At 44.3% G+C, this 14,472-nt stretch carries 12 protein-coding genes; 6 read left to right on the top strand and 6 right to left on the bottom strand.

Features of this window, described 5'->3' with window-relative positions:
- Positions 1 to 5 precede the first annotated feature (5 nt).
- A complete protein-coding gene (gene baeS / locus CDG60_RS03920; RefSeq protein WP_087513167.1) occupies positions 6 to 1,667 on the bottom strand; it encodes a sensor histidine kinase efflux regulator BaeS in 1,662 nt (553 codons plus the stop codon).
- A 137-nt stretch (positions 1,668 to 1,804) separates the two neighbouring features.
- On the opposite strand from baeS, the gene CDG60_RS03915 reads away from it, so the two are divergent.
- The 4 genes from CDG60_RS03915 (at position 1,805) to CDG60_RS03900 (ending at position 9,471) form a co-directional block, all read left to right on the top strand.
- A complete protein-coding gene (locus CDG60_RS03915; RefSeq protein ID WP_087513166.1) occupies positions 1,805 to 2,419 on the top strand; it encodes a hypothetical protein in 615 nt (204 codons plus the stop codon).
- A 350-nt stretch (positions 2,420 to 2,769) separates the two neighbouring features.
- Entirely contained in the window at positions 2,770 to 5,286 is a 2,517-nt protein-coding gene (locus tag CDG60_RS03910) for an alkaline phosphatase family protein (protein ID WP_087513165.1), read from the top strand.
- A gap of 377 nt (positions 5,287 to 5,663) precedes the next feature.
- Complete coding sequence (locus CDG60_RS03905) at positions 5,664 to 7,466, top strand: acyl-CoA dehydrogenase C-terminal domain-containing protein (protein ID WP_087513164.1); 1,803 nt, start codon at positions 5,664 to 5,666, stop codon at positions 7,464 to 7,466.
- A gap of 223 nt (positions 7,467 to 7,689) precedes the next feature.
- Positions 7,690 to 9,471, top strand: coding sequence for an acyl-CoA dehydrogenase C-terminal domain-containing protein (locus tag CDG60_RS03900; protein WP_087513163.1), 1,782 nt, complete (start codon positions 7,690 to 7,692; stop codon positions 9,469 to 9,471).
- 92 nt (positions 9,472 to 9,563) lie between these two features.
- Here CDG60_RS03900 and CDG60_RS03895 read toward each other — a convergent pair whose 3' ends face one another.
- The 3 genes from CDG60_RS03895 to CDG60_RS03885 form a co-directional block, all read right to left on the bottom strand.
- A complete protein-coding gene (locus CDG60_RS03895) occupies positions 9,564 to 10,001 on the bottom strand; it encodes a hypothetical protein (RefSeq protein ID WP_087513162.1) in 438 nt (145 codons plus the stop codon).
- Positions 10,002 to 10,066: 65 nt separating this feature from the next.
- Entirely contained in the window at positions 10,067 to 10,408 is a 342-nt protein-coding gene (locus tag CDG60_RS03890) for a hypothetical protein (RefSeq protein ID WP_087513205.1), read from the bottom strand.
- A gap of 96 nt (positions 10,409 to 10,504) precedes the next feature.
- On the bottom strand, positions 10,505 to 11,134 hold the full coding sequence (locus CDG60_RS03885) for an FMN-binding negative transcriptional regulator (protein ID WP_087513161.1): 630 nt from the start codon (positions 11,132 to 11,134) through the stop codon (positions 10,505 to 10,507).
- Between the two features lie 162 nt (positions 11,135 to 11,296).
- Here CDG60_RS03885 and CDG60_RS03880 point away from each other — a divergent pair, with 162 nt between their 5' ends.
- Entirely contained in the window at positions 11,297 to 11,791 is a 495-nt protein-coding gene (locus CDG60_RS03880) for a phosphate-starvation-inducible protein PsiE (protein WP_087513160.1), read from the top strand.
- A gap of 30 nt (positions 11,792 to 11,821) precedes the next feature.
- On the opposite strand, the gene CDG60_RS03875 is transcribed toward CDG60_RS03880, so the two are convergent.
- Positions 11,822 to 12,253: an RcnB family protein gene (locus CDG60_RS03875; protein ID WP_087513204.1), complete on the bottom strand. Its 432-nt coding sequence runs from the start codon at positions 12,251 to 12,253 to the stop codon at positions 11,822 to 11,824.
- Between the two features lie 187 nt (positions 12,254 to 12,440).
- Between CDG60_RS03875 and CDG60_RS03870 the strand changes: the two genes are divergently transcribed.
- On the top strand, positions 12,441 to 12,893 hold the full coding sequence (locus CDG60_RS03870; protein WP_087513159.1) for a hypothetical protein: 453 nt from the start codon (positions 12,441 to 12,443) through the stop codon (positions 12,891 to 12,893).
- A gap of 88 nt (positions 12,894 to 12,981) precedes the next feature.
- Here CDG60_RS03870 and CDG60_RS03865 read toward each other — a convergent pair whose 3' ends face one another.
- Positions 12,982 to 14,445 carry a phospholipase D family protein gene (locus CDG60_RS03865; protein WP_087513158.1) on the bottom strand — a complete coding sequence of 488 codons (1,464 nt, stop codon included), beginning with the start codon at positions 14,443 to 14,445 and terminating at the stop codon, positions 12,982 to 12,984.
- Positions 14,446 to 14,472: the final 27 nt, after the last annotated feature.

Here is a 14,472-nt window from a genome sequence, read left to right as displayed (position 1 = left end):
TTCCTTTATTTATTCATCTGTTTCGGGAATGTCAGTCTGCAGCGCAAACCACCCAGTGGTGAATGTTCAAAATGCAGTGTACCACCCAGAGCCTGTGCAATTTTAACTGAAAGTGCCAGTCCTAATCCTGTACCACCTGTACTGCGCGTCCGTGAATCATCCACTCTGTAGAAACGCTCACCCAGTTTCGCAAGCTGTTCATCACTCAGTCCAAGCGGGCTGTCATCGACAATCACGCTCCAGCTGTGTTCATTCTGTTCTGTATGGATACGGACTTCACCGCCCTTTTCGGTATAACGGATGCTGTTACCCAACAAGTTCACCATAATTTGCTTAAAGCGATCTATATCCAGTTGTAATCTGACCGATTCACCCTGAGCAGAGACCTGAAGTTCAGCCTGTTCAAATTTAGGCTTAAAACTTTCAAGCTCATGCAGCACCACAGCCCAGGGATCAATCTCTGCCATATAACAGGTCAGTTGCTGGGCTTCTGCCTGTGCCAGATCTGCAAGATCCTGAGTCAGTTTTTTCAGACTGGTGACCTGTGCCAGCATGGCATCAAAATGCTTCGGTGTCGGTTTACGGATACCGTCCTGCATAGCCTCAATCTGTGCCTGTAATACCGCCAGCGGTGTTTTCAGCTCATGTGAAGTGTCTGCGACCCATACACGGCGTGAGGTCTCATGCTGATCCAGAATTGTTGCAAGCTGATTGATTTCAGTGGATAAATCCCCCAGTTCATCATTACGCTTCACGGTAACCTGATGCTGAAAGTTTCCTTTGGTCAGTTCACGGGTTGCATTCAGCAATCTCTGAATCGGTTTCTTAAAATAGGTCGCAAGTAATAATGCTGCAACCAGACTGGCAAAAAAAGTCAGTCCATACACCAGCAACAGATAACGTTTCTGATTACTGAAAAAGTTGATACTGAGCGCATCATCCTTATCCAGTACCGGTTTCAACCCCAGATAACCGACGGTTTTACCATTCACCACAATCGGCCGATACGACACCTGATCATCTGAAGGTTCACCCAGTACAAACTGATGTCTGGCATCAAAAAGAGACAGACGGGAACTCAGTCCTAAACGGTCAGGCATGGAAATAAACTGTTTTTTACCTGTTGTTTTTGGTGGTGGTTCGCTGATTTCTCCATTTTTCTTTGGTGGTCTGAATGCTGCCTGATTTGAACTTAATGGGAACTTCAAGCCCTCAAAAGGCTGAAACTCTGAAGGAAGATTCCGTTCAATCCATCGAAGTTCTTCCACATCAGGAATATGTCCATTCATATTTTTCAGACCGATATTCGGTGCCAGATTCAGCGAAGCGGTCTGTTCTTTGAAATAACGCTGCTGCAGAGCAATATCGTATTGTCTGCGTAGCCACCACCGGGACAGTTTGTCGTAATCATCCGGTGCAGCCTTTCCTTCAACCTGTAAAATCTGTGCCTGAATTGCATTTCCCCAGTCACTGTACGCACCATAGACACCTGCCAGATTTTCAATCAGGTGATCAAGTTTCTGCATTTCAACATCTGCGACATAGCGGGCAAAGTTTTTCTGCATAGTCCAGTGCAAAACGCCCAGACTGACTGTTGTAATGACCAGTGTGGTTAACAGTACGGTCAGAAACAAACGCAGGGCGATAGGAATACGGTGTTTTTTCAAGCAACGGTCTCTATTTTTTATTCATAATAAGCATTGTATAGAACACTGATTTAAAAAGCCCTCCATTGTTTCTTCATCATTATTATTTAATCTTTAATCAATGAATTTTACATCTATTTTTTGTGGAGTTGATGATAATGAACAAAATGACAAAAATCGCACTGGTTACAGCAGGTCTGTTCAGTGCAGGTGCTTTAACTGCCTGTCAGTCCACTGCACCATCTAAAGGGGCTGATGCTCCACGACATATGCACGACGAACGTCAGATGCATAAAATAACTCCTGAACAACGTGAGCAGATACAACAGAAACGCGCAGAACGTCAGGAAGTCATGCAGCAGATCAGACAGGCCTGCGATGGTAAAACCGCTGGACAGTCAGTTCAGATTAAAGCGGGTGATAAATCAATTGATGGAACCTGTCAGACTGTTTTCAAAGCCGATCATAAAAAACGTGATGCCCAAAGAGCTCAGGCTGATGAACGTCATCACATGAAAATGCACGACCGGTCAGCACACGGAATGAACCGTGGTGAAGTACTGACAGATGCTAAACGTGCAGAGCTGACTAAAGCTTATGACCAACGACTGGCAGAACGTCAGGCACGTCAGCAGGCAATTCTGAAAGCCTGCGAAGGACAAAGTAACGGTAAAGCAGTGCAGATTAAAGTCGGCACTCAGACAGTGGATGGCAAATGTGAAGTCCGCTTCCAGCCTGCACCAGCTGCTGTAGCTCAGGCGAAAGCTGCTTAATCCCGCAATCCATATTCATTAAAAGGCGCTGAATGCGCCTTTTTTTATGACTCAATTTTACTGCCTGCACCGCAGTTGCCCGATCTTCAGGTAATACAGCTCTGTATAAATCACTTAAAAACAATAATCTTTCAGCACATGTACCAGTATCCCAATTTTGGGATATCTGTGACTTTGCTCAGCAGATTAGAATGATCTGCATATCTTTTTAATGATTTTCACGGATGAACTTCACAATAAATCCGAACAGCCTTTCAGCATTAAACAGCTGAAGTTTCATTTAATTACAAAGATATATCTACTGTACTTCAAAAAATTGACTTTATAACTATAAACGGGGTCTTCGGTCCATGAAATATAAATTAAGCCTACTGACTGCCGTGATATGCAGTCTGCATCTGAGTGCCTGTGATGGCGGTGGAAAGTCCGGTTCAACGGTGCAGGATGATCAGATCGCTGCCCAGCTCGACGTTATGGGGAAGCGTGTTCCCATTACTGTACAGCTGATTGATGCAGCAACCGGTCAGCCTGTGCGTTCTACAATAACGCTCAGTGCGGACGACAGCATTTCCGGTCAGAACGTCTATGAGGATGCCAGTATTGGTTCTGCCATCAGACACGGTACTGCAACTGTCTATTTAAAAGAAAGCGCAACAAAATCTGCAAGTGCAAACACTCCGGTCACCTTCCGACTGACGGCCAGTTCAGATGATTATTTCAGTTCAGGCATCACCATCAGCTACACAGGAGCAGCACCTGCTGTTCAGAAAATTTATCTGATCAGTAAAACGGCTCCACCTCAGGGAGCAGCTGTTCAGCAGCAGAATAATCTGACCGCTTCTGCTGGGGTACTGTCAGGCGCAATACAACTGACTGCAACAACTGCTGACCCTGCCTCTCAGGGCGCAAGTGGCAGTTTCAGTCTGCCTGCCGGAAGCCAGCTCAAAGATGCACAGGGCAAAGTCCTCGAAGGAAAACTTCGTGTCAGTGTCGGTTATTTCAGCCCGGTCATGCCTGATATTGAAAAATTCTTTCCAGGAGGTCTTAACCAGGCAGCCGTACTGATGAACAATGGTTCAGGTCAGACTGAAATAGCAGGTAAATTTGTCACTGCAGGCTTGCTGGCAGTGGATATTGTGGATGAAAAAGGACGTAAAGCACATTTGCTGAGTAAGCAAGGCAGTATGACCATTCAGACTCCTTTTGGTGTCATCAACCCTGAAACAGGTGCTCCTGTTCGTGCAGGTGAAACGATTCCGGTATGGAGTCATAATGAACAGACCGGTCTCTGGCAGCAGGAAACCATCGGTCAGTTTGTCCAGAATGCAAACGGTTCTTACAGCGTCAGCTATCAGGTGAACCATCTTTCCATATGGAACCTGGACTGGATCATTCCTGAAGCGCAACCAGCCATCTGCTACAATACCCGTGTCCGCTTTGAAAATAATTTTTATCAGACTGAGCCACTGACCTTAGAGACTTATGTGAGTGGGCAGTTTGCTCAGCGCGCCATGGTGACTGGCCCTGACAGTTTTATTTATTCACTGGGTACATTTATCAGTAACAATGTTGAATATCAGGTCAAAGACACCTCAGGCAAAACGGTAGGTCAGGCTTCACGTGCAGCAGGAAAATGTGCTGACACTGTAACTATAAAAATGACTCAGGAATTTCTGGATCAGAATCCTCCTGCTGAATACTGTCCAAATGATGTTCAGATGCATTTCCCTCAGCCATTCCATTATGACGATGGGCATCTTTATGTGTATGAATCCAGTAACCGCTTTCAGGCTCTATTGATAGAAAATGAGTCCCGGGTACTGAGTCAGATACCTAAAAACAGAGCGGTCACGCTGAATGTTTATGCAGGTGGTCTGGCACCACAAAACAAAGTTGCATCTGTGCAGAAACCTGCAGGTTCATGTTCGGACGTCACCGTACTGCTGGATGAACAGTTTATTGCGGCTTATCCTCCGCTGGAATACTGCCCTGACAGTTTTCAGATCAAACCATCCACACCGTTTTTTGCAGGTGATTACTGGACCACCAGCACAATCACTGCATTCAAAGCAACGCAAAGCTATCTTTCATTTTTCAATTATTACCAATGGGACAAAACAGCTGAAAAAATTGTCGCGTCACCACTGACTGTCACAGGCATACCTAAAAACAGAAAACTGGATCTGAGTTTTGCTGGCAGAGTCCAATCAAAACCACTGAACTCATGTGCAGATGTCACGCTTGATACATCAGGTCTGGCAGGTTCAGGACGTACCGTCACCATTCTGCCGAAACTGAAAATCAATCAGTTCCTCAGTTATAAAGATATGAATACACTGGTCAACAATATGGGACTCAGCTCTACAGCAAAAACTGAACTGCTGCAATACACACATCCAGATGGTGTTTCATCTCCTGTTTTCCACCTGAATGCAGAAAGTTACCAGTACATTCTGAACAAATGGCTGAACAATCAGAAAAATAATCTGTTGCGCCAGCTGCAGCTGCTGACACTGACTCCAGCCAATGCCAGCCTGTTGATTACGCATTCCTATATTCCAACTTCCAATGGCGGTGAAAATTATCCAGTTTATGGTGATATCAGCACTGTGGTTTCAGACAATGGTCAGGTCAAAGTTGAACTGCCAGACAGAGCACTGGAAGCAACGATGTTACTGGGTGGTTTCTACGGCAATAAATGGCATGAGGTCAGTCGGACCATCAACATTCCAGCTGACAGTAAACAGGTTACTGTGGAATTTGAAGATACTGAAACGCTTCAGGATGCCATCGCTTATCTCGAACGTTACTGTAAAGATGGGAAACCGATCAATCCACAGGCAAAACACTGTGGTCTGTTTCTCTGATCAGAACCCATCATCATAAAAGCACATAAAAATAAGGCTCTGAAATAAGAGCCTTATTTTTTACAGGGTTATTCCCTCTCTTTCGGACAACCGAACCTGAACAGCATTTATTCTGCTTTATGGAGCATTCACATCTTCTTACGTTTTTTGACCATTTGTGTCATGGAAAACACCACAAAACTGTTTACACTCAATACACTTAGCTGTTTCAGGATAAAAATCTTTGACTTAACAGTCACCAGTAAATACACCTGAAATGCTTGTACCTGATCAGAAGATGTTGCACGATTGAACCATTCTCATACGTGTCAGTGAAGACACGTGAAATATTTATTTAAGATTATAAATCTGGTTTAACCAGTATTGAGGAAACCGATATGCCACAATACAAAGCGCCCTTACGTGATATGCAATTCGTTTTGCATGAATTATTAAATGCTGAAGAGCACTATTCAAAACTTCCTGCTTTCCAGGACACAGTAAGCCGTGAATTGGTGGATCAATACCTTGAAGCTGGTGCAGACTTCTGTGAAAACGAACTGTCTCCACTGAACCAGACCGGTGACCGTGAAGGTTGTACCTGGAATGATGGCGTAGTTACAACTCCAACAGGCTTTAAAGCTGCGTATGACAAATATGTAGAGCTTGGCTTCCCTTCTCTTTCTGTTCCTGAAGAACATGGCGGTCAAGGCTTACCTGGTTCTTTAGCAACTGCTGTTTCTGAAATGGTCGGTTCTGCAAACTGGGCATGGGGCATGTACCCTGGTCTGTCTCATGGTGCGGTACGTACCATTGAACATCACGGTTCTGCTGAACAGAAAGCAACATATTTACCAAACCTGGTTTCAGGCGTATGGACAGGCACCATGTGTCTGACAGAATCCCATGCAGGTTCTGACTTAGGTATTATCCGTTCTAAAGCTGAACCACAGGCTGACGGCAGCTATGCAATCTCTGGCGAGAAAATCTTTATCTCTGCTGGTGAGCACGATATGGCTGAGAACATTGTTCACATTGTTCTGGCACGTTTACCGGGCGCGCCTAAAGGTACTAAAGGTATCTCACTGTTCATCGTACCTAAATTCAATGTCAATGCTGACGGCACTGTAGGTGACCGTAATGGCGTACGTTGTGGTTCAATCGAACACAAAATGGGTATTCATGGTAACGCAACATGTGTCATCAACTTTGATAACGCTAAAGGCTTCCTGATTGGACCTGAAAACAAAGGCTTACACTGCATGTTCACATTCATGAACACTGCACGTATCGGTACTGCTGTACAGGGTCTGACTGCTTCTGAATCTTCATTCCAGGGTGCTTTAGCTTATGCCAAAGACCGTCTGGCAATGCGTTCACTGTCTGGTCCTAAAGCACCTGAAAAAGAAGCTGATCCAATTATCGTTCACCCTGCTGTCCGTAACATGCTGATGACTCAGAAATCATTTGCTGAAGGCGGTCGTGCACTGGTTTATTTCCTGTCCCAGTATGCTGATATTGTTGAACAGGGTGCAACTGAAGAAGAGCGTAAATTTGCAGACAACATCCTGTCCCTGCTGACTCCGATTGCTAAAGCATTCTTAACTGAAACAGGTTCTGAATCTGCGAAACACGGCGTACAGGTATTTGGTGGTCACGGCTTTATCTCTGAACACGGTATGGAACAGATTGTTCGTGATACCCGTATTTCATGTCTGTACGAAGGTACAACTGAAATCCAGGCACTTGACCTGTTAGGTCGTAAAGTACTGGGTACTCAGGGCGCTATGCTGAAAGACTTCACTAAAATCATCCATAAATTTGTAGAAGCAAACAAAGACAATGCAGGCTTAAAAGAGCTTGTAGAGCCACTGGCTGCTTTAAACAAAGAATGGGGCGACCTGACCATGCAGATCGGTATGCGTGCAATGCAGAATCCTGATGAAGTCGGTGCTGCTGCTGTAGACTACATGTACTTCTCAGGCTATGTAACACTTGCATTCCTGTGGGCACGTATGGCACTTGTTGCTCAGGAAGCACTGGCAGCAGGTACAACAGATGTAGACTTCTACAATGCAAAAGTAACGACTGCACGTTTCTACTTCAAGAAAATCCTGCCACGTGTACGTTCACACGTTGATGTGATCTCAGGTGGTTTAGAGCCTATGATGGCCCTTGATGCAGAACATTTTGCTTTCTAAGTAAACTGCTCCGGTCTGTGCAAACAGATCCGGACTGCATAAAAAGCTGAACTCATGAGTTCAGCTTTCTGAAAAGGACAGTCATAGCATTGACTGTCCTTTTTCTTTATAAAGACACACAATATACCGATACATATTCAGTCTGAGTCGTCTGATTTATGACATATAAATACAGTAGACTGACGGATATCAACAGATTTAAAAAACAGACAGGTGGACAAACATGCCAATTTATAATGCACCTCTTGCAGATATGAAATTCATTCTGAATGACGTTTTCAATGCTGAACAGTTCTGGCAGAGCAATGAAAATCTTGCACATCTGGATGCAGCAACAGCTGAAGCCATCCTTGAAGAAATGGCAAAATTTGCACAGAACGTGACCCTGCCTCTGAACCGTACAGGTGATGAAGAAGGTGCTCACTATGAAAATGGTGCAGTCACCACGCCTGTTGGCTTTAAAGAAGCATTTAAACAGTATGCCGAAGGTGGCTGGATTGGTCTGGGTGCGGATGAAGAATGGGGCGGTCAGGGCATGCCAAAAATGCTGACCGTACTGTCTGATGAAATGCTGTTCGCCACCAACCCATCTTTCATGCTCTACCCGCTTCTTTCTGTGGGTGCAGGTATGGCGTTGAACAGCTATGCATCTCAAGAGCAAAAAGAAACCTATTTACCGAAAATGTATACAGGTGAATGGTCAGGTACCATGTGTTTGACTGAACCACATGCAGGTACTGACTTAGGTATTATTAAAACAAAAGCAGAGCCAAATGCTGACGGTACTTACAACATCACCGGTACAAAAATCTTCATTACGGGTGGTGATCACGATCTGTCAGAAAACATTATTCATCTGGTACTGGCGAAAACTCCGAATGCTCCAGCAGGTTCACGTGGTATTTCCCTGTTCATCGTACCTAAATTCATTGTCAATGCGGATGGTTCACTGGGCGAGCGCAATACAGCAGGTCCTGGTTCCATTGAACACAAAATGGGGATCAAGGCTTCTGCGACCTGTGTCATGAACTTCGATGCAGCAAAAGGTTACCTGGTCGGCAAAGAGAATGAAGGTCTGGCAGCAATGTTCGTGATGATGAACTACGAACGTCTGTCTATGGGTATTCAGGGTTTGGGGGCTTCTGAATATGCCTACCAGAATGCAGCACAGTATGCGACTGACCGCTTACAGGGTCGTTCTGCTACAGGTGCAAAATCACCTGAAAAACCAGCTGACAGTATTTTAGTACACGGTGATGTACGTCGTATGCTGTTAAATGCCCGTGCAAACAATGAAGCATCCCGTGCATTTGCTGTTTATGTTGGTCAGCAGCTGGACATCACCAAATTCTCTACAGACCCTGAAGCTGTTGCTGCTGCCAACAACCGTGTTGCCCTGCTGACACCAATTGCAAAAGCATATTTAACTGATACAGCATTTGATGCAGCGATTGATGCTCAGATGGTGTTTGGTGGTCATGGCTTTATCCGTGAATGGGGTATGGAACAGTGTGTCCGTGACCTGCGTATTGCACAGATTTATGAAGGTACCAACGGTGTTCAGTCTCAGGATCTGATCGGTCGTAAAACCATTAAATGTAACGGTGAATTCATCGCTGAATATATTCAGGAAATCCGTGACTTTGCCAACGCACTTGATGCTGACCTGAATTTCATTAAAGATGCAACGCTTGATGCTGCAACTGAAGTTGAAGATGTGACCCGTTACATCCTGGCTCAGGCAGCTGAAAACAATGAGTTCCCGAACTCTGCTGCTGTCGATTATCTGCATGCTGTCGGTCTGCTGAGCTTCTCATACATGTTTGCCCGTATTGCTCAGGCAGCAAAATCAAAAGATGGCGAGTTCTATCAGAACAAACTGGCACTGGCACTGTACTTTGTACAGCGTATTCTGCCAGCGCTGGCACTGCGTATTACCAAAGTGAAAGCAGGTTCTGAAGTGATCATGAACTTCTCTGAAGATTATTTCACTAATCAGTCTTAATCTTTAGCCAGCCATGCGGTTAAAAATGCCCTGAATGGATCCCATTGAGGGCATTTTTACTTTCAGAGTCTTCTGTTTATTCTGATGAAATTTCAAACTTTCTGTTCATTATTTTCAGTGCTCCTGTTCCTTAATACAGTCAGAAACAGCCAGTAAAAAAAGCCCGAAATAAGTGCTGTAATTATTGTAAAACCATGATTAAACACTTCTTCCCAATGCCCCAATACCTGCCCTGTATGACCCCATATCACAAGAATAAAAAAAGCGGTGGAAATAACCAGTGAACTGATACAGATAGTAAAAAAGTTAAGTGCTGAATAATGATTCAGCCCGATAGAAATCAGAAAAGTAAAGGGTACCGTTAAAACACAATAAGCCAGATAAACAAGTGCATGCCCTGCAAAAATCACAAAAACTGAATCCAGACGATATTCACTGTTCACAATCATAATGGACAATGCACTCAGTAAAATCAGCGGTAATGGAGCAAGCAGCAAAGCGTTGACTATTGTTTTTCGGCTATATTTCATCGCCACGTTTTACCCCGACTGAGAAATGTTGAACGGCCAGCAGTGCAGGCATTTTTATTTATGGCTTACTGAAGTTTAGGGTCTGGAAATGGTAATTTATCCTGAGACTCACTCGGCATAGCAACCCATTTACCCTTTTTCTGATAAAAATCAGATTGTGTTTCATTGGTCGCTGCTCCCAGTCTGATTGTCAGAGTACAGGCAATCTGACCTGGATGAGTCGGTTTAACGGCAAAAATACATGTTCCCAGTTTCAGCTCCGAAATCATTGCACCTATTTCTTTGCCCAACAGTTCCACTGTTGCCTGTTTTACCTCAGATACTGTGGGTATCCTGATAGATTCTGCATGCAGCAATGGAGAACACAGTACAAAGCTGGCACTCAGGATCATTGGTCTTATTTTCATCCTTTTATCCTTTTCAGCAGTCATCAGGTTTGAAAAAACTTTTTCCCATTTTGAACTTACCACTGACAGTGGGCTAAAAATGTATTATTTCAGCAATCAAACTTCAGGATAATATTTACGGATCGACTCCGACATTTCGGGATTCCTGTCTTCCAAAGCAGTCGCCACTCTTTCAGCATCTGCTGCACTACGATTCTGACTGACTTTGAATTTCCCGATGATGGAATCCATTTCAATTTCTACTGCCTCAATTTTCTCTAACTGTTCCTGAATAAAGTCTTCGGGTGCATCCCCCATTTTCCAGGGAAGCTCCTGAGTAGCTTCATGTGTTCGAGTCAAACGAGCCAGTACCCCCCGTAAGTATCTGTCATCCTCGACTTTACGGATCGTGCCTTTAACATGCACTACCCGATAGTTCCATGTCGGAACGACCCGATGATGCTCCTGCTTGCCCTCGTACCAGTTGGGTGAAATATAGGCATGATCGGCATGAAAAATCACATAGACAGGCTGTGGATTTTCAAGCAACGTAAATAATGGATTGGCTTTGGCAATATGCCCACGCAAAACGCCATACTCACCTACAGAACGATCTAGCTCAAAAGGAAGATGACTGGCTTCAATCTCTCCCTCATGTATCACCATAACACTCGCCAGTGGATGATGTTCAATCAGCTCAAAAAGCTCGGTCAGATTTTCCTGTTTGAAATGGGTCGGCATATACATTTTTATTGTCATCAGATTATGTGTGCAGAAATAACATAACATCAAAAATGATGATTTTTAAATCCAGCAATATTCATTTCTCTTTCATGTGCATGAAATTTGCATGGTTTTTAATGTGATTAAACTTTTAATGCATTGAGAACATCATAAATGGAGGATGGAATGAACAAAGATCCGCGTATAGAGAAAATAGAAAACCTCCTCGACAAACTGGGCAATATTGCAGTTGAAGCCTTTCATTATATTGCCCTGTTTATTATTGGCTGTATGATTGCCTGGTCAGCCATACATACTATTATTGAAATTCTGACCATCAAACAATACGCAAGTATTGATGACATTCTATTGTTATTTATTTATCTGGAACTGGGTGCAATGGTGGGCATCTACTTTAAAACCAACCACATGCCCGTGCGTTTCCTGATTTATATTGCCATCACTGCCCTGACCCGACTGCTTATTTCAGATATTCAGCATGACCATAAAGCCGATATGGATCAGGTGATTATCACAGGTTCGATTCTGATTCTGGCGGTGGCTGTTTTAATTGTGCGTTATGCTTCATGGACCTATCCATCTGTTATACGTGACAAACACACTGAAAAACCGCTGCCACATGGAAAAACACCGCGTCCTGAAGATGATGAACTGGCCTGATAAAAAATCCCCCTGAAATGGGGGATTTTTTTAATTCGTCGGCACCAGTATATATCTGCCGTTTTCAAAACCCCAGTACATGCCTCGGGGTGGCGCAGGTAAGCCACGGTTCTGCCAGTCCACAACCACAGAATGAGTGGAGCTGTGAATTGAACTGCCCACCGGATCACCATTTACAAAGCTATAGCTTTGCTGATCATGATAAACCGTAGTTGGTCCCTGATAAGTGATGGTTAAACCCGGTCTGACCGATGGCTGCCCCCAGTAAGATGGATGTTGAGGATAATGCTGAGGCGGTCTATGAGGGTACACGGGTCTGTTTGGCGGATAATGCTGTCCATGATACTGACGGGTCGTATCCACACTGCCATAACTTGCCCAGCGGTTTGTTTCTGCCATTGCTGACATGGACGCTCCCAACAGCATCATGCTACTGACCGCAGATAAAACTGACACTTTCATTTGAAAAGCCTCCATCACAGTAGGTATATCAGAAGTGTACCTGTGTGTTCTGAATAAAAAATGGATAAAAAACATTCTATTGAAAATATTTGTAAAGGATAAACAGATGTCCTGCAATTTCCCTCAGACCATCGGTATCAAAAATCGGTTATGCTAAAATCAATTCTTTTTTACTGGATCATACAACGTGTCTGATTTAAGTTTTGACCGCTTGCACCAATTTTTCTGCAAAGTTCCGAGCGTACAGAAAAACCGGATTGATGCCTATGGTTCTGATGGTAAACACGCATGGTGGTTCAAGTTTCAGATTGATACCGAACATCCGCTGGCATGGCAGACTGTACAGGAACTAGGGCATGTCCTGAATTATATTTCTAAAAATGAACGCCTGCCGACTCAGTTTCTGCCTGTATCACCACCACCATATATGAATGGTGATGCAAAACAGTTTCTGTCCTGGGTGATTCAGTGCAATCATGCAGATTTTCCACCGGATATTATCTGTGACTGGCTCGAAGCCCGTTTACCACAGCCTGTAGATGATGACAGCAGCTGGAAAATTAAAACCGATATCAAAGAACTGGATCAGATGTCAGATAAAGACCTGGATACTTTGGTTCCGCCTAATCCAGAACCATAATCAGCCTCATCCCAACCTTCTCCCTGAGCTGTTACAGCGCAAGTGAAGAAGCTCCCTCTCCTTTCTGGAGAGGGTCAGGGAGTGGTCATTAAAAAGTCGACAGCCCACTCCACTCCATAAAACGATATACACAGTACTTCAACCTGGATTCATCCGCATATTTTGCATAATCCACACTCATCTGACGACCATTCAAATTGGACCAGGCCGTATTAAAATACTGATCTGCATCCACAAAAACCTGCTGTTGGGTATTTCCAAGCATGCGTAAATCAGTTTCCAGATTATAATTTTTCAGATTACGTGCCGTGAAGTTTGCTGAACCTAAAATCATTTCCGCAGATTGCACATGACGTTTTACGATCATTTTGCTGTGGCACTGTTCACCCTGAGTATTACACCAGCGGACATCAATCCCTGCATCATGTAATTCAGACGCCACCTGTCTGTTTGGAATACCATTTTTCTGACGTCCGAAAGCATCTTTATTGGGATCAAGTAAAACCCGCATCTGCACGCCCCGCGCTCTGGCGGCAATCAGCGATTTCACTATATTCCGTTCTGACAGATAGAACATTGCCAGGTCAATGTGGTCATTTTTATCCGCAGATTCAATCAGCTTCAGTGTCGCATCCAGAATTGCCTTTTCGGTCAGTACCTGTACCTGAGGCAAAGTTTCAGCGCCATCAAACTCTCCCGCAATCACCACAGGCATGTCACCGCCAGATAGATGGGCAACCGTCTGTTCAGTTTTCAGAATATCCAGTGCCGTCTGACCATTTACCACCAGTGCAACATTGGAATGACGTGAACTGCCGTCATGGGGGTTCATGGAGGTCACCAGTGTTTCCCACCCGTTCGGAGTATCCACAACCAGTGTTTTTCGATGATTGGCTTTGAAGTTAAACAGATTCAGGTAACTGCGTAATGTGACTTTTTCTGTGCCAAGAGGATTTGGTAACCAGCCTTTTTCTGCATTATTGCCAATATCCTGACAACAGATATACCAGAAACCTGACCATACTGGATTTGAAGCTCTTAAGGGAACCAGGTTGGTTTCCATGACATCCACACCTGCCTGACGTAACTGACGGTAATGCTCAGGCGCAACACCGCCATATACCGAGTTGACAGGATCTGTAATGACTTTAATTTCAATGCCTGGCGTGGTCAGTCTTTTACTGATCAGTGCATCTGTAAGTTGCTGAGTCAGTTTTTCCTGTTCCAAACCTGATGCACCGACTTCCTTGTTGAACAGGAACATATCCAGCACGATCGTGGTTTGTGCATCATCAATCATTTTCAGCATTTTACTGAAAATCTGGTGATTCATCTGCTGCTTCCCCTGGCTGTCGATCCAGGTCTGATCTGCAATAAACTGAACATCAGCATGTCGGAGTTTACCCGTGACATTCAGTCCTTCAGGTAATGGTTTGTAGACATGATAAACCGCAGAAGAAAAATAGCCGAGAGCAAGCAACCCAACAATCACACCGACATAACGTCTGCGTGACCAGTTCAGCTGCTTATGAATCCGTTGAAAAATACGCATAAGAAAAAACCCAGTCCAATGTACTCA

Origin of the sequence: Acinetobacter chinensis (genome assembly GCF_002165375.2) — a bacterium.
In the GTDB taxonomy this organism is placed as follows: domain Bacteria; phylum Pseudomonadota; class Gammaproteobacteria; order Pseudomonadales; family Moraxellaceae; genus Acinetobacter; species Acinetobacter chinensis.
This window is presented reverse-complemented; position numbering and strand designations above follow the sequence as displayed.

Excerpts from the sequence above, each read along its gene's own strand:
- CDG60_RS03915 (WP_087513166.1), top strand. The coding sequence starts at position 1,805 with ATGAACAAAATGACAAAAATCGCACTGGTTACAGCAGGTCTGTTCAGT.
- CDG60_RS03905 (WP_087513164.1), top strand. The coding sequence starts at position 5,664 with ATGCCACAATACAAAGCGCCCTTACGTGATATGCAATTCGTTTTGCAT.
- CDG60_RS03910 (WP_087513165.1), top strand. The coding sequence starts at position 2,770 with ATGAAATATAAATTAAGCCTACTGACTGCCGTGATATGCAGTCTGCAT.
- CDG60_RS03900 (WP_087513163.1), top strand. The coding sequence starts at position 7,690 with ATGCCAATTTATAATGCACCTCTTGCAGATATGAAATTCATTCTGAAT.
- CDG60_RS03895 (WP_087513162.1), bottom strand. The coding sequence starts at position 10,001 with ATGAAATATAGCCGAAAAACAATAGTCAACGCTTTGCTGCTTGCTCCA.
- CDG60_RS03880 (WP_087513160.1), top strand. The coding sequence starts at position 11,297 with ATGAACAAAGATCCGCGTATAGAGAAAATAGAAAACCTCCTCGACAAA.
- CDG60_RS03865 (WP_087513158.1), bottom strand. The coding sequence starts at position 14,445 with ATGCGTATTTTTCAACGGATTCATAAGCAGCTGAACTGGTCACGCAGA.
- CDG60_RS03890 (WP_087513205.1), bottom strand. The coding sequence starts at position 10,408 with ATGAAAATAAGACCAATGATCCTGAGTGCCAGCTTTGTACTGTGTTCT.
- CDG60_RS03885 (WP_087513161.1), bottom strand. The coding sequence starts at position 11,134 with ATGTATATGCCGACCCATTTCAAACAGGAAAATCTGACCGAGCTTTTT.
- CDG60_RS03875 (WP_087513204.1), bottom strand. The coding sequence starts at position 12,253 with ATGAAAGTGTCAGTTTTATCTGCGGTCAGTAGCATGATGCTGTTGGGA.